General features: G+C 63.5%; 26 protein-coding genes, 1 tRNA gene and 2 pseudogenes. 11 read left to right on the forward strand and 18 right to left on the reverse strand.

Translation table 11 applies throughout. The features are described from left to right. Positions 1-599: 599 nt before the first annotated feature. Both LQ144_RS15990 and LQ144_RS22995 read right to left on the reverse strand, forming a co-directional pair. Positions 600-1,049, reverse strand: a complete 450-nt coding sequence (locus LQ144_RS15990; protein ID WP_230119691.1) for a hypothetical protein — start codon at positions 1,047-1,049, stop codon at positions 600-602. Between the two features lie 54 nt (positions 1,050-1,103). Continuing rightward, positions 1,104-1,226, reverse strand: a pseudogene (locus LQ144_RS22995) (HGGxSTG domain-containing protein); the annotation flags it as partial. 23 nt (positions 1,227-1,249) lie between these two features. Here LQ144_RS22995 and LQ144_RS15995 point away from each other — a divergent pair. Beyond that, positions 1,250-1,633 carry a hypothetical protein gene (locus tag LQ144_RS15995; RefSeq protein WP_230119692.1) on the forward strand — a complete coding sequence of 128 codons (384 nt, stop codon included), beginning with the start codon at positions 1,250-1,252 and terminating at the stop codon, positions 1,631-1,633. Here LQ144_RS15995 and LQ144_RS16000 read toward each other — a convergent pair. From LQ144_RS16000 to LQ144_RS16040, 9 genes are all read right to left on the reverse strand, one after another. Next, on the reverse strand, positions 1,628-1,777 hold the full coding sequence (locus LQ144_RS16000) for a hypothetical protein (protein ID WP_230119693.1): 150 nt from the start codon (positions 1,775-1,777) through the stop codon (positions 1,628-1,630). The genes LQ144_RS15995 and LQ144_RS16000 overlap by 6 nt on opposite strands. Continuing rightward, on the reverse strand, positions 1,774-2,049 hold the full coding sequence (locus LQ144_RS16005) for a DUF6221 family protein (RefSeq protein WP_230119694.1): 276 nt from the start codon (positions 2,047-2,049) through the stop codon (positions 1,774-1,776). The genes LQ144_RS16000 and LQ144_RS16005 overlap by 4 nt, the downstream gene beginning before the upstream one ends. 77 nt (positions 2,050-2,126) lie before the next feature. Then, positions 2,127-2,594: a hypothetical protein gene (locus LQ144_RS16010; RefSeq protein ID WP_230119695.1), complete on the reverse strand. Its 468-nt coding sequence runs from the start codon at positions 2,592-2,594 to the stop codon at positions 2,127-2,129. Next, positions 2,584-3,099 (reverse strand): hypothetical protein, encoded by a 516-nt coding sequence (locus LQ144_RS16015; protein WP_230119696.1) that lies wholly within the window; start codon positions 3,097-3,099, stop codon positions 2,584-2,586. The genes LQ144_RS16010 and LQ144_RS16015 overlap by 11 nt, the downstream gene beginning before the upstream one ends. 162 nt (positions 3,100-3,261) lie before the next feature. Next, positions 3,262-3,399 carry a hypothetical protein gene (locus LQ144_RS16020; RefSeq protein WP_230119697.1) on the reverse strand — a complete coding sequence of 46 codons (138 nt, stop codon included), beginning with the start codon at positions 3,397-3,399 and terminating at the stop codon, positions 3,262-3,264. After that, on the reverse strand, positions 3,396-3,755 hold the full coding sequence (locus tag LQ144_RS16025; RefSeq protein WP_230119698.1) for a hypothetical protein: 360 nt from the start codon (positions 3,753-3,755) through the stop codon (positions 3,396-3,398). The genes LQ144_RS16020 and LQ144_RS16025 overlap by 4 nt, the downstream gene beginning before the upstream one ends. Continuing rightward, positions 3,752-3,931, reverse strand: a complete 180-nt coding sequence (locus LQ144_RS16030) for a hypothetical protein (RefSeq protein WP_230119699.1) — start codon at positions 3,929-3,931, stop codon at positions 3,752-3,754. Before LQ144_RS16030 ends, LQ144_RS16025 begins: the two co-directional genes overlap by 4 nt. Next, positions 3,928-4,068 carry a hypothetical protein gene (locus LQ144_RS16035; RefSeq protein ID WP_230119700.1) on the reverse strand — a complete coding sequence of 47 codons (141 nt, stop codon included), beginning with the start codon at positions 4,066-4,068 and terminating at the stop codon, positions 3,928-3,930. Before LQ144_RS16035 ends, LQ144_RS16030 begins: the two co-directional genes overlap by 4 nt. Further along, the gene (locus LQ144_RS16040; protein WP_230119701.1) at positions 4,065-4,250 is read right to left on the reverse strand and encodes a hypothetical protein; all 186 of its coding nucleotides are present in this window, start codon (positions 4,248-4,250) and stop codon (positions 4,065-4,067) included. The genes LQ144_RS16035 and LQ144_RS16040 overlap by 4 nt, the downstream gene beginning before the upstream one ends. Before the next feature lie 194 nt (positions 4,251-4,444). Here LQ144_RS16040 and LQ144_RS23165 point away from each other — a divergent pair, with 194 nt between their 5' ends. The 5 genes from LQ144_RS23165 to LQ144_RS16060 all read left to right on the forward strand — a co-directional run bounded on the left by LQ144_RS23165 (position 4,445) and on the right by LQ144_RS16060 (position 8,797). Next, positions 4,445-4,585, forward strand: a complete 141-nt coding sequence (locus LQ144_RS23165) for a DUF3263 domain-containing protein (protein ID WP_354962165.1) — start codon at positions 4,445-4,447, stop codon at positions 4,583-4,585. Further along, positions 4,585-5,706: a site-specific integrase gene (locus LQ144_RS16045; RefSeq protein WP_230119702.1), complete on the forward strand. Its 1,122-nt coding sequence runs from the start codon at positions 4,585-4,587 to the stop codon at positions 5,704-5,706. The genes LQ144_RS23165 and LQ144_RS16045 overlap by 1 nt, the downstream gene beginning before the upstream one ends. A 330-nt stretch (positions 5,707-6,036) precedes the next feature. Then, positions 6,037-7,527: a glyceraldehyde-3-phosphate dehydrogenase gene (locus tag LQ144_RS16050; RefSeq protein WP_290369777.1), complete on the forward strand. Its 1,491-nt coding sequence runs from the start codon at positions 6,037-6,039 to the stop codon at positions 7,525-7,527. 107 nt (positions 7,528-7,634) lie between these two features. Then, positions 7,635-7,844, forward strand: a complete 210-nt coding sequence (locus LQ144_RS16055; RefSeq protein ID WP_230119703.1) for a hypothetical protein — start codon at positions 7,635-7,637, stop codon at positions 7,842-7,844. A 155-nt stretch (positions 7,845-7,999) separates the two neighbouring features. Beyond that, positions 8,000-8,797: an HNH endonuclease family protein gene (locus LQ144_RS16060; RefSeq protein ID WP_230119704.1), complete on the forward strand. Its 798-nt coding sequence runs from the start codon at positions 8,000-8,002 to the stop codon at positions 8,795-8,797. A gap of 27 nt (positions 8,798-8,824) precedes the next feature. Here the strand turns inward: LQ144_RS16060 and def are convergent, their stop codons facing one another. The 3 genes from def to orn all read right to left on the reverse strand — a co-directional run bounded on the left by def (position 8,825) and on the right by orn (position 10,421). Beyond that, positions 8,825-9,397, reverse strand: a complete 573-nt coding sequence (gene def / locus LQ144_RS16065) for a peptide deformylase (protein ID WP_230119705.1) — start codon at positions 9,395-9,397, stop codon at positions 8,825-8,827. A gap of 122 nt (positions 9,398-9,519) precedes the next feature. Beyond that, positions 9,520-9,592 (reverse strand) — tRNA-His (locus tag LQ144_RS16070). A 145-nt stretch (positions 9,593-9,737) separates the two neighbouring features. Continuing rightward, positions 9,738-10,421, reverse strand: a complete 684-nt coding sequence (orn, locus tag LQ144_RS16075) for an oligoribonuclease (RefSeq protein ID WP_290369778.1) — start codon at positions 10,419-10,421, stop codon at positions 9,738-9,740. 91 nt (positions 10,422-10,512) lie between these two features. On the opposite strand from orn, the gene mptB reads away from it, so the two are divergent. Then, a complete protein-coding gene (gene mptB, locus LQ144_RS16080; RefSeq protein WP_290369780.1) occupies positions 10,513-12,132 on the forward strand; it encodes a polyprenol phosphomannose-dependent alpha 1,6 mannosyltransferase MptB in 1,620 nt (539 codons plus the stop codon). Here mptB and LQ144_RS16085 read toward each other — a convergent pair. Further along, positions 12,125-12,811 (reverse strand): DNA alkylation repair protein, encoded by a 687-nt coding sequence (locus tag LQ144_RS16085; RefSeq protein ID WP_230119707.1) that lies wholly within the window; start codon positions 12,809-12,811, stop codon positions 12,125-12,127. The two genes, mptB and LQ144_RS16085, sit on opposite strands and share 8 nt — an antisense overlap. Before the next feature lie 210 nt (positions 12,812-13,021). Between LQ144_RS16085 and map the strand changes: the two genes are divergently transcribed. Further along, positions 13,022-13,789, forward strand: a complete 768-nt coding sequence (gene map / locus LQ144_RS16090; RefSeq protein WP_230119708.1) for a type I methionyl aminopeptidase — start codon at positions 13,022-13,024, stop codon at positions 13,787-13,789. Positions 13,790-13,869: 80 nt separating this feature from the next. Then, positions 13,870-14,775: an aldose 1-epimerase family protein gene (locus LQ144_RS16095; RefSeq protein ID WP_230119709.1), complete on the forward strand. Its 906-nt coding sequence runs from the start codon at positions 13,870-13,872 to the stop codon at positions 14,773-14,775. Positions 14,776-14,783: 8 nt separating this feature from the next. Here LQ144_RS16095 and LQ144_RS16100 read toward each other — a convergent pair whose 3' ends face one another. After that, positions 14,784-14,975, reverse strand: coding sequence for a hypothetical protein (locus tag LQ144_RS16100; protein ID WP_230119741.1), 192 nt, complete (start codon positions 14,973-14,975; stop codon positions 14,784-14,786). Between LQ144_RS16100 and LQ144_RS16105 the strand changes: the two are divergent. Both LQ144_RS16105 and LQ144_RS16110 read left to right on the forward strand, forming a co-directional pair. Continuing rightward, positions 14,908-15,171: pseudogene (locus LQ144_RS16105) on the forward strand (hypothetical protein); the annotation flags it as partial. The gene LQ144_RS16100 and the pseudogene LQ144_RS16105 sit on opposite strands and share 68 nt — an antisense overlap. Beyond that, on the forward strand, positions 15,164-15,595 hold the full coding sequence (locus LQ144_RS16110; protein ID WP_230119710.1) for an SRPBCC domain-containing protein: 432 nt from the start codon (positions 15,164-15,166) through the stop codon (positions 15,593-15,595). The pseudogene LQ144_RS16105 and the gene LQ144_RS16110, both read left to right, overlap by 8 nt. 33 nt (positions 15,596-15,628) lie before the next feature. On the opposite strand, the gene LQ144_RS16115 is transcribed toward LQ144_RS16110, so the two are convergent. Both LQ144_RS16115 and LQ144_RS16120 read right to left on the reverse strand, forming a co-directional pair. Continuing rightward, on the reverse strand, positions 15,629-16,096 hold the full coding sequence (locus tag LQ144_RS16115; protein WP_230119711.1) for a DUF1049 domain-containing protein: 468 nt from the start codon (positions 16,094-16,096) through the stop codon (positions 15,629-15,631). Between the two features lie 171 nt (positions 16,097-16,267). Further along, a complete protein-coding gene (locus LQ144_RS16120) occupies positions 16,268-16,450 on the reverse strand; it encodes a hypothetical protein (protein ID WP_230119712.1) in 183 nt (60 codons plus the stop codon). Between the last annotated feature and the right edge of the window lie 1,239 nt (positions 16,451-17,689).

Below are 17,689 nucleotides of genomic sequence, written 5' to 3' on the forward strand. Positions count from 1 at the left end.
TCGTTAGCTCCATGAAAACGGGCATAGCCCGCATCCGCTCCCAAGGCCGTCCACCACGCCGCTCCGCGGAGGTTTTCAGATGAGGCAACGTATCCGGCCACGCGGAGGTTTTCTACGAGTCAACGCGAGCACTCGTCATGGGCAACGGACGACGATAGGGTTCTTGTAGCGAACGTCTTCGGAGCGCTCGTCGCTCTGGCCTATGAGGACGTGGAGGATGAAGATGCGGCGGCTTAGGGCGGATCATCCCCTCGTGATCAACGCTGCCCGGGAACGCGCCCGCATCTTGCAGAGCCTTGGCAGGGAAGTGGATGCTAAGACCGCCCGGATCGCTAAGGGCACGAGCGTGCCAGGTCCTCGCAACGAACGGGAAGCTCCGCAGGACCGAACGGTGGACATCGAATTCGGCGGCGCGGATTCCCCGAAACGGGCGCATGGTGGCATCAGCTCAGTTAAGTCACTCGATGAATCTGGCGAGGTACGGATCAGTTTCGTTGATCCCGATGAAGTCCCAGCGGAGGCCGGTCCTCGTCCAGAGCGGGATCGTGATGATTCCCGATCCCGGCGCGGTCCGCGATTTGACGAGCCGGAGAGGTGACTTAGCTTCCGCTTGCAAGCGCACGGAGTTCCCGGGGCACAATCTCGGGGACTAGCTGCTGCTGTTCGGGGGTGAGGCCGAGAGCGCCGAGGATCCGCCGGATGACGTCGGCAACGAGGAGGCCCTGGGACTCGGCGAGCTTCACCTTCCGCTCCTCAATACCGGCACGGAGTGCCAGCGCGCAGACCTTGGCAAGGTGCTCCCGTTCCTTCATGTACAGCTCGTACCAGACCGATGGCGCTGCCTTCTCCGTGGTGACATCCACGATGCCCTGGGGCCCGACGCCGTCGTCGTGCTGGGTCTTGCCCCACACCAGCTCCTCGTCCTCGAGTTCCTGCACCTTGTCGCGCAGCCAGGCAACGTGGCCGGCGGTCCAGTGGATCTCATCCAGCAGCGCCTTGCCCGGGTCTACATCGATCGGCAGGCCAAGCGTGCGAACAGCCTTCGTCATGGTCTCCCTCGCTTCATGTTCCGCGACGCGGCGATCGGCCGCTGCTTTGGCTTGGGGGCTGGCGCCCCCGTGGAATCGGCAGCGAGTGGCGCCGGCCGGGGGAGTGAGCTGGCACAGCTGACCGGCCCGCTTACCCTTCAGCTTTGCACCGCATTTGTAGTCGGACATTGGCGCCATCTCCTCGGGCTATGTTGGGGATCATGGAATGGTACTGGGAAGTCGGAAAGCTGGTTCTCGCCGCCGGCATGGGGTTCGGTGGTGGCAGAGTTGCAGTGCTCCTTGACCGGAGGCACAAGAAGAAAGAAGAGAATCTCGCGAAAGAAGCGGACTGGGTCGTTGAATGGATGGCGGGCGACACATGGGTTCTGACCAATATTGGTAGCGCTGACGCCGCTGACGTCCTCGTGGAATTCGAAGCATTCCAGCTCACTCGATCCAGGCTGCAGCCAGAACATCCCATGTCTGAGTCGCAGGACTTCATGGGCATTCGAAGAGGAGCGTCACAAGCGGTCATCACATGGACTAACCCACGTGGCGATCAGAAGGGGCCAGTTCGCAGGCTAATCCCGCCGAGAGGCTCATAGTTCCCGGTCGGCCTGCAGGATGTACCAGCCGGGGTGTTCCTCGAGTGCCATGCGCTCGGCTTCGGCTTTGGTGGCTGCTTTGCAGAACCAGACTGCGGTGCGTTCCTTGCCGTCTGTGACGACGATGCGCCAGGACGGCATCACCAGACCTCCCAGTCCTTGTTGTAGTCGGGGTGGTCTGCGTAGACCTCGGCGAGGATGAAGAGGAATTTCTCCATGTAGTCCTGGTCGCCGGCGGGTTCGTAGTCCCAGTCGATGCGTTCGTGGTGGGCGATGATCTTCCGTTTTGCCTTGCACTCGGCGAAAGCGCGGAGGTCAGCTTTTGCTGCGGCAACCATGCCGAGCTGTTCAAGTTGTCGGCGCGCTTCCGTTTCGTCCTCGGTGATGCGAGCGTCGAGGAAGGCGAGGATGTCCATGCGTTCATCCTGCCATCGGGGCAGCACCGCAAGAGATACCGTCACGCTGCTTGGCGCGGCATCGCTTCATGGGTGGGCTACTCCCAAACCGTCACGGAGGGGCTGCTCTCAGCGCTTGCTTGGTCAGTGCTCTCGAACGGGTCGCCCTTGGCGACGATACTCTCGCTCTCTCCGAGCGGACGAGAAGCGGTCGCATCGAGCCGGAGACGTTCAACCTGCTCAACATATTTAGGGGCCGACATCATCCCCGCGATGGTCTCGAGGCCGGTTCGGGCGTTGCCGCCGACATTGACGGATCGTGTTCTAAATGTGGATGCGAGCGTAATGCGGTCAGCTACTTGTACAGCAACCATCGAGATCTTGACGCGCTTTATGCCTCCCAGTTCCTCTCCGGTGTCCGGGTCAATGATTCCAATGCTGGCAGGATCGAGGATGGAGAAATACATTCCCTTCCGCACGCCGTCTTTCAGCCCCCGGTTTAGGATGACTTCTCGGTCGCTAATTATTTCCGCAACCTTGCCGGTTACTTCTGGTTCATCGCTCAATTTGGTCCCTTTCCATGAGCTCCAAGAATCTTATTCTTCCTGCATCGAGTTTCGTCCGAACGCGGACTGCAACACCTGGGGCAATCTCATCCCAGTCACCCACAGAACGCTGCATGCGCTCCTCTTGCTGGAGTAGGGCGTTCTGCGCTGCAACCAAACGAATCTTGACCATCGGGTCTTCCACTTCGGTGATCAGAGCCGTGACGGTGTTCTGGACCCCGGTGATCTCTTGGGCCATGTCCAGCAAGCGTTCAACGGAGGTATTTGCTGTCGTAGAGTGGTCAACAGGTTTGGGCAGGGGAGCGAAAAGTATCCCGATAATTCCGCCCACTACTACGAGGAGCCCGGTCTTTAACCCGTCCTCGTTCTCACCGGCAGAACTAAGGGTCCAAATGACCACGCCGGCGGATAGGAGGAGTCCCGCCCAGAACTTCCGGCCGAAGTAGAGCACGGAATTCTTAAAATGGATTCCTGCGCCGTCGTCTGGTTTCGGTTCATTCCCCACTCGGAAATGATCTCACGACGACATGGCGGCCCCGGTGCATCCGCATCGTCGTGCGCCGCCTGTGTCTTCGTAGGTGATGGCCTGGCAGCGGACCCAGCCGTCGTTGGTGCCGTGGTGGTGGCCGCAGCCGGGACAATGCCGCATCCTTGGGGCTCCTGTCGGTTAGTCCTGGTTGAAGTGTGGGGCGGTGGTCACCATGTCCCGCCAGTGGCGGCGCTGGGTTTCGGTGGCCCGGTCCCATTGGGTGAGGGACAAGCCCCACGCTGTCTTCACCGCCATGTCCTGCGCGAAGTTGCTCATGCTGCCTCCAACGCCTTGATCGTGGGGCATCGGTGGCCCTCGTCCTTGGAATGCGTGTGGTGGTCACTGCACGCCTCGCTGATGTAGTCGAACGAGGTGCAGCATTCCTCGCAGGCGTAATGGGTGAAGCTGTTCTCGCAGCCGTTGTAGTCCTCGCAGTCAATCCACTCGTAGTCCTCGGGGTGTGTGCCCTCAGGGCATTCGCACTCGTCGTAGACCTTGATCGGCCTGTGGAGAGCGATGACGGCGTCGATGGCTGCGAGTAGGTCCCTGCGGTCAGCGGGGGCGGCGAGTCCTGGCGTGCCATGCTGCGCGTGCGCTTCCGCCCGTGTACGGACGGCGTTCAACTTGCTCACTGGTTCTCCTCGGTTGCGCGTACTGCTGCGCGGGCTTGTTTGGCGGCGTGCGCGGCGGCCGGCACCCCGAACCAGTTGTTGGTGCGGACGGCGTCCTGCACAGCCTGGGTGTACGCGGCATCCAACCGGGCGGCCTCAGCCTGCAGGTCCGGGCGGGGCAGAGCCGGAGCGGTCATACTGTTTCTCCTTGGTCGGTGCGGGCGCTGATCGCGTACCCGGTGAGGGTGCCGGCGGCCTCGGCGGTGAGGAAGTCTTTGTACGAGAGCATCCCGTAGTAGTCGCAGTACCTCGCGGGCTGGTTCTTGGGGATCATGCCGCGACCTGCTGGCCGGTGCGGGCGTCTTCTTCGTGGCGTTGTGCCCTTGCCTGGTTGAGCATCCAGCTCATCTGCCGGTCGGTGTAGCGGGGCTTGATCTCGGCGGGGCAGTTCGCCCGGCGGTGGCCGTGGCGGATGTGCGTGGTCCAGCACTTCCGGCAAAGCGGGGTGGCCTTCATGCCTGGGCCACGAGACGCTGGAGGCCGGCTTCGAGTTCGGCGGCGCGGTTGACGTTCTCGGGGGTGGGCCTGCGCTCGGCGAGGTGGCGGGCGTCCGTTGCCCTGCGCCTGGCTGCGATGAGGCGGCGGTCGGCTTGGCGGGTGGGGGTTTGAGTCTAAGCACTCATTGGTTTTCCTTTTCGTGACCGGGGGAGTTGCAGCTCCGGTTCTGGCAGGAAGTGAACCGGATCCTCGACATGCCTGCCGCCCACGCCTGGGATCCGCACACGGTCTCGAGGCTCAAAGATCAGCGGGTACAGCGGCGCCGCCCAGCGCTGGCCGGCCGGATCCTCTGATGGCCCGCGTCGAAGACCGGTGGCTACGGAAGGACAAGACCCGCACAATGCTCTACGGGAAGGGCCTGCGCTGGCGCGCTGAGTGGACACCGCCCGCCGGTAAGAAGCAGCGCCAGAGCTTCGCCACGAAAGCCGCGGCCGAGCACTTCCTCGCCGACCAGGTGACATCCATCAACAAGGGCACCTATGTGGCGTCCCGGAAGAAAGTCCTGCTGGCCGACTACGCGGAGAAGTGGCAGAAAGCCCAGCTGCATCACCGGGCATCGTCCAAGGAGCAGGTCACGGCCAAGCTCAAGCTCTACATCATCCCGAGCCTCGGGGACATGACCCTGGACTCTGTCCGCCGTGAGGACGTCCAGTCAGCGGTGGGGGAGTGGAGCGAGTCTCTTGCACCGTCCACGGTGAAGGTGACCTACGGGTATCTGTCGGCGATGTTCAAGGCCGCCGTGTTGGATGGGCACCTGCAAAAGACTCCTTGCCTGTCGATCCGTCTTCCGCAGATCGAGGATGAGGCCGTCATCCCGTTACGCACCGAGACCGTGCAGCGTCTCGCGGGGGAGATCTGGCGGCCGTACCGTCCCATGGTGGTGTTCTGCGCGGCGACGGGCCTGCGCTCCTCGGAGCTGCGCGGGTTGACGTGGGACCGTGTGGACTTCGACAACGCGATGATCAGCATCGACCGGCAGCTCATCGGCAGCGATTCGAGGAACCCTGTCTGGGGTCCTCCGAAAACCAAGGCGAGCCGCCGGCGGATCCACATCGGTGACCATTCCATGCAACTCCTCAAGCAACTCCGCGAGGGCCCCCAGGGCGTGGGCGGGTTGGTGTTCCACTCGTCAGGTTGGGCGATCACCCGGCACACCGCGGGGGAGGCGTGGCGTCACATCCGCGACATCGTCGAGGGGTCTGGCACCGGCTGGCATGAGCTTCGTCACTATCACGCTTCGCAGCTCATCGCCGGGGGCATGTCCCCTGTCGCGGTGGCCCACCGTCTGGGGCACAAGGACGCCACGGAAACACTGAAGACTTACGCCCACCTGTGGCCCGATGACGACACCAAGGCGGCCGCTTTGACGGACGGTCTGGTGCGATTCAATGCCCCTGATTTGCCCCTGACCTAGCCCGCATCCCAACGCGGACGCTGAATTTGTCAGAACCCGGCGTATCGGTCAACCCATCCACTTTTTGCCGCGACACTGACCGGCCGCGCCCGGTGTGAGTGAATTCACGCACGCAGCGGCGATACGGGCAAGCGGCCCGCCTTAGAATGGACAGTGAACGTAGAAGTTCTTCCGCCGGATCTGCGTTCGCAGCCGGCGGTTTTTCTTTGCAACGTACAACGGCATCCGGGGTGGACCGAACCCTGCCGGTGCCAGCGCCCCTGGATAACTTCAGGTGGCCGCCATCCGGTTTACGACGACGTATCCGGTTGAACCAAGGAAGGTAGTTCTGTGAGCCAGACGTCAGATTCTTGTCTTGATACGTGGATGGGCCGGGAGGCGCTCGCCGAGGCCATGATTCCGGTGATCGGCCGGCTGTACCGCGAGAACAACGTGGTGACCTCCATCCACGGGCGCAGCCTGATCAACAAGTCCACCATGAACATCCTCAAGGCGCACCGCTTTGCCCGCCGGATGAGCAAGGATGAGCTCCTCCTGGAAGAGACGGCACCGCTGCTGGACACTCTCGCCAAGCTGGAGCTGGGCGCCGCGGCCATCGACATCGCGCGCCTGAACCAGAAGTACAAGTCCGACGGCGGGGACCTGACTTTGGAGGAATTCCTCCGCGCCGAGCTGGCTGAGATCGTGGGCAAACGCGGCGCAGACGACCGCACCAGCACCGACGTCGTACTTTACGGCTTCGGCCGGATCGGCCGCCTGCTGGCGCGCCTCCTCATCGAAAAAGCAGGCGGCGGCCACGGCCTGCGGCTGCGCGCCATCGTGGTGCGCCGAGGCTCCGACAACGACCTGTCCAAGCGTGCCAGCCTCCTGCGCCGCGACTCGGTGCACGGCTCCTTCGAAGGCACCATCAAGGTGGACCAGGAAGCCAACACCATCACGGCCAACGGCGTCCAGGTCCAGGTCATCTACTCGGACAACCCCGCCACCATCGACTACACGGCCTACGGCATCAAGGACGCCCTGGTGGTGGACAACACAGGACGCTGGCGCGATGCCGAAGGCCTGTCCCAGCACCTCCTGAGCAAGGGTGTGGCCCGTGTGCTCCTGACTGCCCCGGGCAAGGGCGACCTGAAGAACATCGTCCACGGCATCAACCATGGAACGATCCTGGACTCGGACAAGATCGTGACCGCAGCATCGTGCACCACCAATGCCATCACCCCGGTCCTGAAGGCGATCAACGACAAGTACGGCGTAGTCCACGGCCACGTGGAGACCGTGCACTCCTTCACGAACGACCAGAACCTGATCGACAACTTCCACAAGGGTGACCGCCGCGGCCGCTCTGCTGCGCTGAACATGGTCATCACCGAGACCGGCGCCGCCAAGGCTGTGGCCAAGGCGCTCCCGGAACTGCTGGGCAAGCTCACCGGCAGCTCCATCCGCGTCCCCACGCCGGACGTCTCCCTGGCGATCCTGAACCTGAGCCTTGAGCAGGGAACCACCAAGGACGAGATCAACGACTACCTGCGCGAAATGTCGCTGCACTCGAACCTGCGCAAGCAGATCGACTACATCGACTCCCCGGAGGTCGTCTCCACGGACTTCGTCGGCTCCCGCCGGGCGGGCATCGTGGACGGCCTGGCCACCATCTCGAACGACAAAAACCTGGTTCTCTACGTCTGGTATGACAACGAGTTCGGCTACAGCTGCCAGGTGGTCCGCGTCATGGAGGAAATGGCCGGTGTGAACCCGCCCGCCTTCCCCGCAAAGGACTCCGTGAAGGACGCCGCCCCCGTGCTTGCCGCCGCAGCGGTCTAACAGAGGCAGTCCTGGTTCCGCGGTCATCCGGCTGCGGGAAACCTGTTCCCGGGAAGTTCCCGGCTGGTTCTCTGGAATCAGCCGGGAAAGGGGACCAAACTGTTGTCATGGAACACGACTCGACTCTCCAGCACGAAACAACCCTCGAACATGCCCTGGACGTAGCACGGGCAAACCAGAAGGAGGCACAGCGCCTCCTGGACGGGGCTAAGACCAGTCATGCCGCGGGCGAGATTGGTGAAGAGCGGGTCGCCCAGCTGGGACGGCTGCTTGACCTGGCCAACGAAGATCTCCGGCGGGTGACCAGGGAGCAGTAGGGAGCAGTTTCGCCGTTCCTCCGGCCTCCAGGTGTGCACGCACCATTCCTCCGCAAGGCACCTGTCCCCAACACTGTGGATAACAGCTGTGATGTCAGGGGGCTGCCCTAGGCTCTGGGGGTGCGCACAAAACATGTCCCGAAACACCAGGCCTCATGACTGTCAGCTGGGCTGCCTACCGGCGTGCCCGCCGGCGCTCACGCCAGGCCTGGGCCGTGCTAGTCATTCTCGCGGTGTCCGCAGTCTGGGGAGTCGCCTGGTTCTTCAGCGAAGGCCAGTTTCTCGTGGCGGAGCCTGCCGTTGCCGGCCCCAGCGAGGCGCCGGTCTTTGACCCCGCATGGATGAAGCCGGTGATACGGCCCGCGGCTGTTCCTGAGGGCAGCGCGGCTGCGGCGCTGGATACCCTGTCCGTCAAGGGGCGCGCACCCAAGAACAATTACGACCGTGCGGCGTTTGGCCAGGCTTGGCTGGACGCCGACCGCAACGGGTGCGACACCCGCAACGACATTCTCCGGCGCGACCTCAGCGAGGTGGTCTTTTCCAAGGGCTCACGGTGCAAGGTCGCCTCCGGGACCTTCCATGAACCGTACGTCGGCCGGAGTGCCACATTCAGGCGCGGGGCAGAGTCCAGTAAGGCCGTCCAGATCGATCACGTGGTGGCGCTGGGGGATGCCTGGCAGAAAGGCGCTCAGCAGCTCACCCCGAAGGAGCGACAAAACCTGGCCAACGATCCGCTCAACCTCATCGCGGCGGACGGGCCAGCGAACCAGGAGAAGAGCGCGTCGGACGCAGCCAGTTGGCTGCCCAAGAACAAAGCCCTCCGCTGTCACTACGTCGCCCGGCAGATCTCAGTGAAGGCAGCCTACGGACTCTGGGTGACGCAGCCTGAGAAAGATGCCATGGCCCGTGTCCTTGGTTCGTGCCCACAGCAGCAAACCGTCATGGCGCCCTGAGCCCCAGGCCACGATAGCCGTCGCCGATCAGTGTCCGAACGGGTCTGGATCCACTCCGGGCATCCAGGTCAGCCCGGGGACTCCCCAGCCGCTTTTCTTGGCCTGCTTCATGGCCTTGCGCGCATAGCGGTCAAGGAGACGGTTCACGTACAGCTTTCCGTCCAGATGGTCATATTCGTGCTGGATGACCCGGGCAAACCAGCCCGTGGCCTCGAACTCGACAGGCTTGCCAAAGCCGTCGAAGCCCTGCACCCGCGCCCATTCCGCCCGTTTGAGGGGATACTGCTCGCCGGGGAAGGAGAGGCATCCCTCCACTTCCTCGTCCGGATCGGGCAGTGCACCGGAAACCTTGGACAGGGTGAGGATCGGGTTTACCAGCACTCCGCTCGGCGGGGCGTCGTCATCATTCTCATACTTGTAGACGAAAATCCGCCTGCCCACGCCGACCTGTGGGGCTGCGAGCCCGACGCCATTGGCCTTGTCATTGGTCTCAAACATGTCGGCAATCAGCTGGCGAAGCTCGTCGTCGAAAACCTCAACTTCGGCAGCCCGGCGGTGCAGCACCGGCTCGCCCCAGATCGTGATCGGCAAAACGGTCATGGCAGATGGTTCCTTTGATGCTTGGATGGACGACCCGGCGAGGGGTAAAACAAACAAAGGCTGCACCGGATAACCGGTGCAGCCTTTGTGATTGGACGACATACAAGCTGCCGACCTATGAGGGTGAGCGACGGGGGTTGAACCCGCGACCTCCTGGACCACAACCAGGCGCTCTGCCAACTGAGCTACGCCCACCATGTGCCCCGCAGGCCTGCCGGCTTACCGGCTGGCTGGAAAGGCAACGTCAAATAGCTTACCTGCTGTTTGGGGTTGGTTTTGCCACTTTTGGCAGTTTCGGCAAAATTTCCCCCAAACGTGAGGCAGATTACTTTCTGTCCGCTTATTTTCCGGGTCCGGCGTCGGCCCGGGTGGGAAGGTCCTGCTCCGCGAGTCCCTGTGTCAGCTGATTGATGGCTGAGGGCTGGGCGGAGATGCCCTTGGAGATCTGCAGGGCGGTGGCGCTGTCCGGTCCCGGGGCGGGCACAAACACCGCTTCCCTGTAATAACGGAGTTCGTCGATGGAATCCTTGATGTCGCCCAGGGCGCGGTGGCCGCCGAGCTTGGCAGGGGCCTGAAAGTAGGCGCGCGCAAACCATCGACGGGCCAGTTCCTTGATGGTGCTGACGTCGATGATCCGGTAGTGCAGGTGCTCCACCACGGACGGCATGTCCCGGGCCAGAAAGACCCGGTCGGTCCCCACCGAGTTACCGGCGAGGGGTGCCTTGCGCGGATCGGGAACCCATTTCCGGATGTAGGCAAGAACGGCTTCCTCCGCCTCTTCCAGCGTCTTCCCTGCTGGGAGTTCCTTCAGGAGCCCGGACCGGGTGTGCATGTCCCGGACAAAGTCGTTCATCTGCGCGAGGGCTGCGGCGGCTGGTTTGATGACCACGTCCACCCCGTCCCCGAGGATGTTGAGTTCGGAATCCGTCACCAGGGCCGCGACTTCGATCAGGGCGTCATTGACGGTGTCGAGGCCGGTCATTTCGCAGTCGATCCAGACGATGCGTTCGTTAGATATAGGCACCCGATCAGCCTACCGTTTCGTGGTGTCAGAGCGGTCCGATGCTAAGATTTCGGGTACGTGGCGCCGCCCTGCGCAGTCGCCGCAATCCAGTCTGCCCGGTCAAGCCGGCAGCAGATTGAGGCAGCACGCCCACAAGAGATTGGACAATCCTGAGATGACGGCGCCTGTGCCTGAGACGGAGGAAATGGCCACCGATACTTCCACGGATCCGGCCCTCGCGGAGGTGGACAACCCCCGGTCGCCCATCCTCTCCGGTTTCGTGGGGTCGCTTTTCCTGGTGATCGGCTCCCTCGGCGTCGGCTGGCTGGCTCCGGCCTCGGAGCTCCGGCGGATGCCGTTGTTCATCTGGATGCGCACGGAGGCGTGGGGCGTTGGGCTGTCCATCGTATTGATTGCGGTGGGCGGCATGCTTCTGGTGCGGGCGTGGCTCCGGCTTGGCCAGCGTGTCCGCGTCTGGGGGCTTGAGGCCCGCAAAGCCACACTCCAGGCCGTCGCGGCGTGGGGGCTTCCCATGATGTTCACTGTGCCCTTGTTTAGCCGGGACGTGTATGCGTACATCGGGCAGGGCCGGTTGATGGTTGAGGGATTCAACCCCTACGAGAACGGTATTTCGGCGCTCTCCAACTATTTCCAGCTTGGCGCAGACAAGATGTGGACCGAGGCGCCCGTGCCGTACGGGCAGCTGTTCCTTTGGATCGAGCAGTTCGTGGTCTGGTCCACCAACGTCCATCCCGAGGCCAGCATCATGCTCTTCCGCCTCGCTGCGCTGGTGGGCGTGGTGCTGTGCATCATCTATGTCCCCAAGCTCGCTGAACTGCACGGGGTCAACCCGCATCGGGCCCTGTGGCTTACCGCCGCCAACCCGCTCTTCCTCACGAACTTCATCGCCAGCGTCCACAATGACTCGCTGATGATCGGGCTCGCCCTTGCCGGCCTGTACTACTGCGCCACGCGGCGGGTGATCTTCGGAATTGTCCTCGTCACGGCCTCCATCGCAGTCAAGCCCATCACCGTGGTGTTCCTGCCGTTCATTGGACTGCTCTGGGCGGGCAAAGGTGCCCGCTGGCCGCGCAAGTTTGTTTTCTGGGGGCTGACGGCGGGCATCAGCTTTGCTCTGCTGTACCTCATGAGCCTGGTGAACGGATTCGGTTTCGGCTGGATCAACGGCCTCTCGGCGCCCGGAAGCGTCTGGATCTGGTACGCCCCGGTGGGGCTGCTGGGACTCGTTGTCGCTTCCATCGCCAACGCCTTTGGACTGGACGGGTGGGGGCTCGCCAAATGGGTTTACGACGCCGGGAAGTTGCTCGCCGTCGGAATCGTCGCCTGGCAGATCTTCAGGGGAGACCACGACCGCATCATGCGCCGGCTAACGCTGGCCTTCGCCGCCGTCGTCGTGCTGGCGCCCATGATCCAGTCCTGGTACGTGGTCTGGCTGATTCCGCTGTTTGCCGTGACGGGCATCCGGGCCGACTGGCAGGTCAAGGCCCTGTACTTCATCGTGTCCTTTTTCATGGTCTACGCCATCTCGGACCAGCTTGAGGTCTTCCCGTATCTGCAGTCAGAGGATCTCGGACTGGCACTGGCCCTGGCCAGGAACGCCGCCGCCATCATCGCGCTGCTGTTCGCGCTCTACCTTATTTTCCTGGACCCGCGCACCAAACTTCTGTTCAGCAAGTCGGATCAGCCGGTCACCACCCGGCCCGTCATCTGACCGGCAGGTTTTTCACCGCTTCCCGGCGGGACAGCGGGCTGAGGGACTGGCCATTGCGCTCGACGAAGTCCATGACCCAAACCGGATCCATCTTGGCGTATTCCCGCAGCGCCCAGCCGATGGCCTTCCTGATGAAAAACTCCGTGTCAGCCGTGTTCGCTTCAATGACTCTGGCGAGCAGAGTGGTGTCCGTGCCGGATTTCGCCGCGAGCTGGGCGGTAATGGACGCCCGCCTGAACCAGAAATCCGCGTCCTCGCTCCATGCGAGCAGCACAGGCGTTAGCTCCGCCCGGTGCGCCTGAAGGAGGGCGCAGAGGCGGTGGGCAACGCCGTCCACAAGATCCCAGGATGCTCCGGTGCGGATGATCTCCTCATAGACGGAAAGCATCCCAAGGTCTCCGGCCACCAGCCGCAGCCCGGTCAGGTCGATGGCCGCGTAGCGCTCTTCGCGGTACTCCGCCCCGCGCCAGAGGTCGAGCACGGTTTCGCGCAGTTCTTCGGCGGACTCGAGAGGATAGGCTGCCGCGGCTGCCTTGGCAGCCCTGCGGACCTCGGGTACGCGGACGCCCAGCGACGGTGTTGACGACTTCATGTAGGCCTGCGCCGCAGCGCCCCGAACGGGATCCGCGGCAGCCCGAAGCGCGGAGCGGATCGCGGCCCGGACCTTGTCGTTTGCCATGAAGCCAACATAGCGGCTCCAGAAAGGGCCAGGCTGAGCGCAGCCGACATGAAATCATCCAGCACCCGAGGGGCGCGGCCGTTCCTGAGCCGGGAGCGTCCTTGAGTGGGGAGGGGCCTTGGAGCAGGAAGCGTTCTACAGTAGACAGGGTACAAGGCGCTGCCGGCCTGTCCCTGTCAGCGGCACCGCCAAAAGCCCGGAGGCCAGCAGATGTCCATGATCAAAAGCCCTGATGAAATAGCACTCATGCGCGAAGCGGGGCGCGTGGTGGCCAATGCCCTGGCCGCCGTCCGCCAGGCGGCCGCCGTCGGCGTTTCCCTCAAGGAGCTCGACGGCGTTGCCGCCGCCTCCATTTCTGATGCCGGCGCCACGCCGGCCTTTCTCGGCTACAGGCCGCGCTGGGCTTCGGTACCGTTTCCGGGGGTCATCTGCGCCAGCGTGAACGACGCTGTAGTCCACGGGATCCCCAACGGGTACCGGCTTCAGGACGGGGATTTGCTGAGCGTGGACTGCGGCGCCTTCCTTGAGGGCTGGTGCGGCGACGCCGCCGTCAGCTTTGTCGTTGGCACCGTTGATCCCGTTGACCAGGAACTCATCGACGCAACCGACGCGGCGCTGGCCAGGGGCATCGGCGCGGCGCGGGTGGGCAACAAGATGGGTGACCTCGCCTATGCCATCGGTGGCGCGGCCCGCCGCGCGGGCTACGGGCTGCTGGCCGACCATGGAGGTCACGGCATCGGCCGGACCATGCACGCGGAGCCCTCTGTCCCGAACGACGGACGCCCAGGTCGCGGAATCAAGCTGACCGAAGGGCTGGTCATTGCCATCGAGCCAATGCTCATCCTCGGCGGCAAGGGGGACTATTACCACGACGACGACGAATGGACGCTGCGGTCAGCGAACGGCCGCAGGGCAGCCCACAGCGAGCACACGGTGGCCATCACCGCCGACGGCCCGGTAATTCTTACGCTGCCATGACCCTGAATGCCTTCTTTGGTCGAGTGGGGTATTCTGGCTGACGAATTCAGTTAGCGCTAACAAAACCTCGTAGGAGTCCCATGCCGGCCACGGAACACAGCATCAGCTTTGGCCCTTATTCAGCCATCGTCACTGAGCGAAGCGGAGCCCTGCGGCAACTGCGGTACGGCGAGCGGGACCTGGTGGTCGGTTTCGGTGCGGCCGGGCCCGTTCCGGACTACCGCGGAGTTGTCTGCGCCCCGTGGCCCAACCGCGTGGCCGACGGCCGCTACAGCCATGGCGGCAGGAGCTTCCAGGCCACTATTAACGAACCGGAGCGCCAGACGGCTCTCCATGGACTGGCGCTGGATGCCCGCTGGACTCTCGCCGGGCGCACAGCCTCATCGGTCAGCCTGACCTGCCAGGTCGATTCCGGTCCTGCCTATCCCGGGCGGCTGCAAATTACGGCGGCCTATGAGCTGGTGGAAGACGGCCTGCACTGCAGGGTCACTGCCACCAACACCGGCGACACCCCGGCACCCTACGGCGTCTGTCCCCACCCCTATCTGGTCGCGGGACCGGCTCCGCTGGATGAGTGGACCCTGGAGCTCCCGGCCGGGGAGTTCCTGGAAGTTACCCCGGACCGGCTGCTGCCGCTTGAGCTGGAATCGGTGGAGGGCCACAAATTCGACTTCCGGACCGAACGCCCCCTGGGAAGCATCCGGATTGACCACGCCTTCACCGGAATCAGCCGCACGGAGTACGGCCTGGCTGCGGTGCGCGTGTTTGACCCCTCAGACACGGGAGTGGAGCTCGAATGGGACGAACGCTGCCCCTGGGTGCAGGTTCACACCGGTGACAAGCCGGTCGGTCCAGACCGGCTCGGTTTGGCGGTCGAACCGATGACGTGTCCTCCGGACGCGTTCAACTCAGGAACCGATCTCGTGGAGCTGGCACCAGGCTCGTCACACGCAGCGGGCTGGACCATCCGGGCCCTGACTCGCTGACGGCAGGGCTACGCAGCAGCCTCCGAGACTGGCTCGGCGCTGCGGCGAAGCGTTACCTGGCCGGTCACCGGGACTGTGGTGCCGCCGTCGGACGTTGAGCCTCCGGCAGCGGTCCCCAGGACGGCCAGCCGGCCGATCGCTTCGCTGCTGACACGGGGAATGATGGGCGACGGCGTCATCGACTTCGCGACGATCGGCACCTGGGTCCGGGACGCCGGCTACACCGGCGACATGGAGGTGGAAAATCTTCAATCGGGGGATCTGGGACTCCGACGGCGACACAGTCCGCGCGCCAAGAAGGAGCGCTACCGGCGCCTTCCCTTAACAGCGCCGTCCGCAGCGCGTAGGGTGATGCTCACGCGTTGGATGGCAATCAGGAGGCGGGCTGATGAATGAGCGTGGCAAGGATGCGGTGGCGTCCATCGATGTGGCGGCCACACCCCAGCGGGTCTGGAAAGCCCTCACCGACCCCGTCGACGTCAAAGAGTATTTCCTGGGCACGAATGTTTCCTCAACATGGCACGAGGGCGATCCTGTGACCTTTGCTGGGGAGTGGAAGGGGAAGGCCTACGAGGACCGGGGGATAGTTCTGGCGAACAGAGCCAACGAGCTCCTTCGCATCAGCCACTACAGCCCGTTGAGTGGTCTGCCCGACGTCCCGGAGAACTATCACACGGTGGAGTACCGCCTGGCTCCGAGGCCCGAAGGCACCGGCGTCACCATCACTCAGGGCAATAACCGGAGCGACTCCGAGGCGGATGAGTCTGCCAAGCTCTGGGAAACAGTGCTTGGCAACCTCAAGGAGTACCTGGAGCGCTGACGGGGAGAGGGCTCGCCGGCAGCGACGGGATTCTTACCGTTTGCGTGCGGCCAAGGACCGGCGCCGGTGTTCAGCTGCGCGCAGCTGGATGATTCGTGCGGCACCGGCCATTGCCACCAAAACGCCGCCGCCGACGGCCGCTATGAAGAGGGCGATGCCGAGGGCCACTGCACCTTCAAGCCCGAAGAACTTTACCTGAACCAGTTCCTGGTTTTGCAGGATGAACACGATGAGCAGCACAAGGACCACCAGCGCCGAGGCGACCGCGGCCCAGATCATGCCTGCCCGGGTCACCGGACGTTTCGGTTCGGCCATGCCGGCCTGCGGGGCGGAGGTCCCGCCGTAGCTCGGCAGCGGAGATGTGCCGGGCGGGATTTTGTCCTCTTCGGCGGCCGGGCGCCGTCCGTCGAGGGGCGAATGTTCTGTCCCGTCCGAAGGCTGCGCCGGCGGCCGTAACGGTTGTCGCTCGAACGGATCGGGTTCAGATGGACTCTGCCGCATGCTGTGGATCCTTCCTCTTGTCTGTCCCGCAACGGGCCAGGAACGTGGGCGCCGGCGCCACATCACTGTGCCGGCGCCCGGTCTGATCATAGGCACATGTCGCGCCAAGTAATAAGCATGCTTTCCATTAATTGTTCCGCGTGTCGGGTTTGGCGTCCACCCGCCCGCTGGTCAGACTTCGAACATTCCGTGGATCCAGATGTTGGCATTCGCTTTCGCGAGCTCGGACATCGGAACGCGGCGCGCTCCGGTGCGGGTTATCCAAAACCTGTTGTCCTTGGTCGGTGTTTTGACGGCAACCCCGACATTGTCGACAAGGTACAGCGACGTCGATGTGGCCGATATGCCTTCCATGGAGGCTCGTTTGGTAAGGCTCCTCGACGTGACGGAGCCGCCGAAAGGAGAGGGCATGGCGGCGTGCATGCAGGTGATGAGTCCGGTGCCGGCGTTCGTTGATGTTGACTGGACGAGTCCGTTGAGGGAAACCTAGGCAGCTCCGTTCCAGGAAACGTAATCGCCGAAGCCGCCCGGCTGTGACGCGAATATCGTCACCGAGTTCAGCCCGACCGAGGCGCCCAGCTGATACCCGGCTGCGGCCAACGTTTCGTCGGGTGCCGCGATGACGGAGCCGACCCGCAGGCCTTCGAACTGAGATTGACGGTGACGGGCATGCCATCGAATGACGTCACGACGGATTCGACTTGAACGGGCATGTGGTTGTCATCGTTGATGAATTTGAAATCCTGTGCCGCTGTTGCGAAGGGCGCAGGCCACCATCCGGTAACGCTTGCCGTCAGTTTTCTGGGACTAAGAAGAAGCCCGCTAGCAAGACTGGGAGCGACGAGGCAGGCAGCTGTAACTGGAGCCCTACCAGATCAAAGCTCGGCTTTGCGAAGCTCTCGGGCGGCCGCCGGGGGGCGTACGGTCGGTGGAATACTCAAAGGATGCAACAACTTGGGGATGATTTGCAGCGCGTTCTGGTCGGTACGCCCAGGGGCAGAAGGCCTTGGATCGCTGCTGCCGTCTCTGTGATGGTGATTGGGCTTCTGCTGCTACTGACCGAGATTCCGCGGGGACCGGCTGTTGAGTTGATTTGCGGATATGCGGCTACATATGTCCTGGTGGGGCTATTTATGTTCGGGCCCAACATGAGAGATCTTCGCGGCGGACGGATTGTCGGCTTCGCCGGGCCCGGCTTGGTCATGGTGATTCTGTGGGTGCTGGGCACTGGCTATTGGGGCGGACTTTGGCTCCTGGGACTCCCGGCGTGGGCCATCGTTTGCCGTGATTGGACCAGTTACACAACGCGGCAGCGGATTGTCCGGCCCCTCATATTCCTCTTGCTGCTAGCCGTAGCGTCGGCAATCTTTGTCGTCGCCGGCATTTACCCAAACTTCAGCGCATTCTTGTTCCCCCTCATACCCTTAGCGGGCCTTGCCGACCCGAAGTACAGGGCCCGAACCGTCCAAGCTGTCACCGAACTTGCTCTCTCCTTCGCGGTTATAGCAGTGGCCGTGGCCCAACCGTCAAGCGGGTGGGCATGGTCCCCAAGCTATGCAGGTGGAGCTGTTTTGGGTTGCGGACTGGTTCTTG

Source organism: Arthrobacter sp. Bi83 (genome assembly GCF_918698095.1).
Classification (GTDB): Bacteria; Actinomycetota; Actinomycetes; order Actinomycetales; family Micrococcaceae; genus Arthrobacter.

Coding starts and splice junctions, on each gene's coding strand:
- LQ144_RS16005 (WP_230119694.1), bottom strand. CDS start 2,049: ATGGACATCCTCGCCTTCCTCGACGCTCGCATCACCGAGGACGAAACG.
- LQ144_RS16045 (WP_230119702.1), top strand. CDS start 4,585: ATGGCCCGCGTCGAAGACCGGTGGCTACGGAAGGACAAGACCCGCACA.
- LQ144_RS16095 (WP_230119709.1), top strand. CDS start 13,870: ATGCCGGCCACGGAACACAGCATCAGCTTTGGCCCTTATTCAGCCATC.
- LQ144_RS16055 (WP_230119703.1), top strand. CDS start 7,635: ATGGAACACGACTCGACTCTCCAGCACGAAACAACCCTCGAACATGCC.
- LQ144_RS16030 (WP_230119699.1), bottom strand. CDS start 3,931: ATGACCGCTCCGGCTCTGCCCCGCCCGGACCTGCAGGCTGAGGCCGCC.
- LQ144_RS15995 (WP_230119692.1), top strand. CDS start 1,250: ATGGAATGGTACTGGGAAGTCGGAAAGCTGGTTCTCGCCGCCGGCATG.
- LQ144_RS16035 (WP_230119700.1), bottom strand. CDS start 4,068: ATGATCCCCAAGAACCAGCCCGCGAGGTACTGCGACTACTACGGGATG.
- LQ144_RS16115 (WP_230119711.1), bottom strand. CDS start 16,096: ATGCGGCAGAGTCCATCTGAACCCGATCCGTTCGAGCGACAACCGTTA.
- def (WP_230119705.1), bottom strand. CDS start 9,397: ATGACCGTTTTGCCGATCACGATCTGGGGCGAGCCGGTGCTGCACCGC.
- LQ144_RS15990 (WP_230119691.1), bottom strand. CDS start 1,049: ATGACGAAGGCTGTTCGCACGCTTGGCCTGCCGATCGATGTAGACCCG.
- LQ144_RS16120 (WP_230119712.1), bottom strand. CDS start 16,450: ATGGAAGGCATATCGGCCACATCGACGTCGCTGTACCTTGTCGACAAT.
- LQ144_RS16060 (WP_230119704.1), top strand. CDS start 8,000: ATGACTGTCAGCTGGGCTGCCTACCGGCGTGCCCGCCGGCGCTCACGC.
- LQ144_RS16020 (WP_230119697.1), bottom strand. CDS start 3,399: ATGAGCAACTTCGCGCAGGACATGGCGGTGAAGACAGCGTGGGGCTTG.
- map (WP_230119708.1), top strand. CDS start 13,022: ATGTCCATGATCAAAAGCCCTGATGAAATAGCACTCATGCGCGAAGCG.
- LQ144_RS16110 (WP_230119710.1), top strand. CDS start 15,164: ATGAATGAGCGTGGCAAGGATGCGGTGGCGTCCATCGATGTGGCGGCC.
- LQ144_RS16085 (WP_230119707.1), bottom strand. CDS start 12,811: ATGGCAAACGACAAGGTCCGGGCCGCGATCCGCTCCGCGCTTCGGGCT.
- LQ144_RS16040 (WP_230119701.1), bottom strand. CDS start 4,250: ATGAAGGCCACCCCGCTTTGCCGGAAGTGCTGGACCACGCACATCCGC.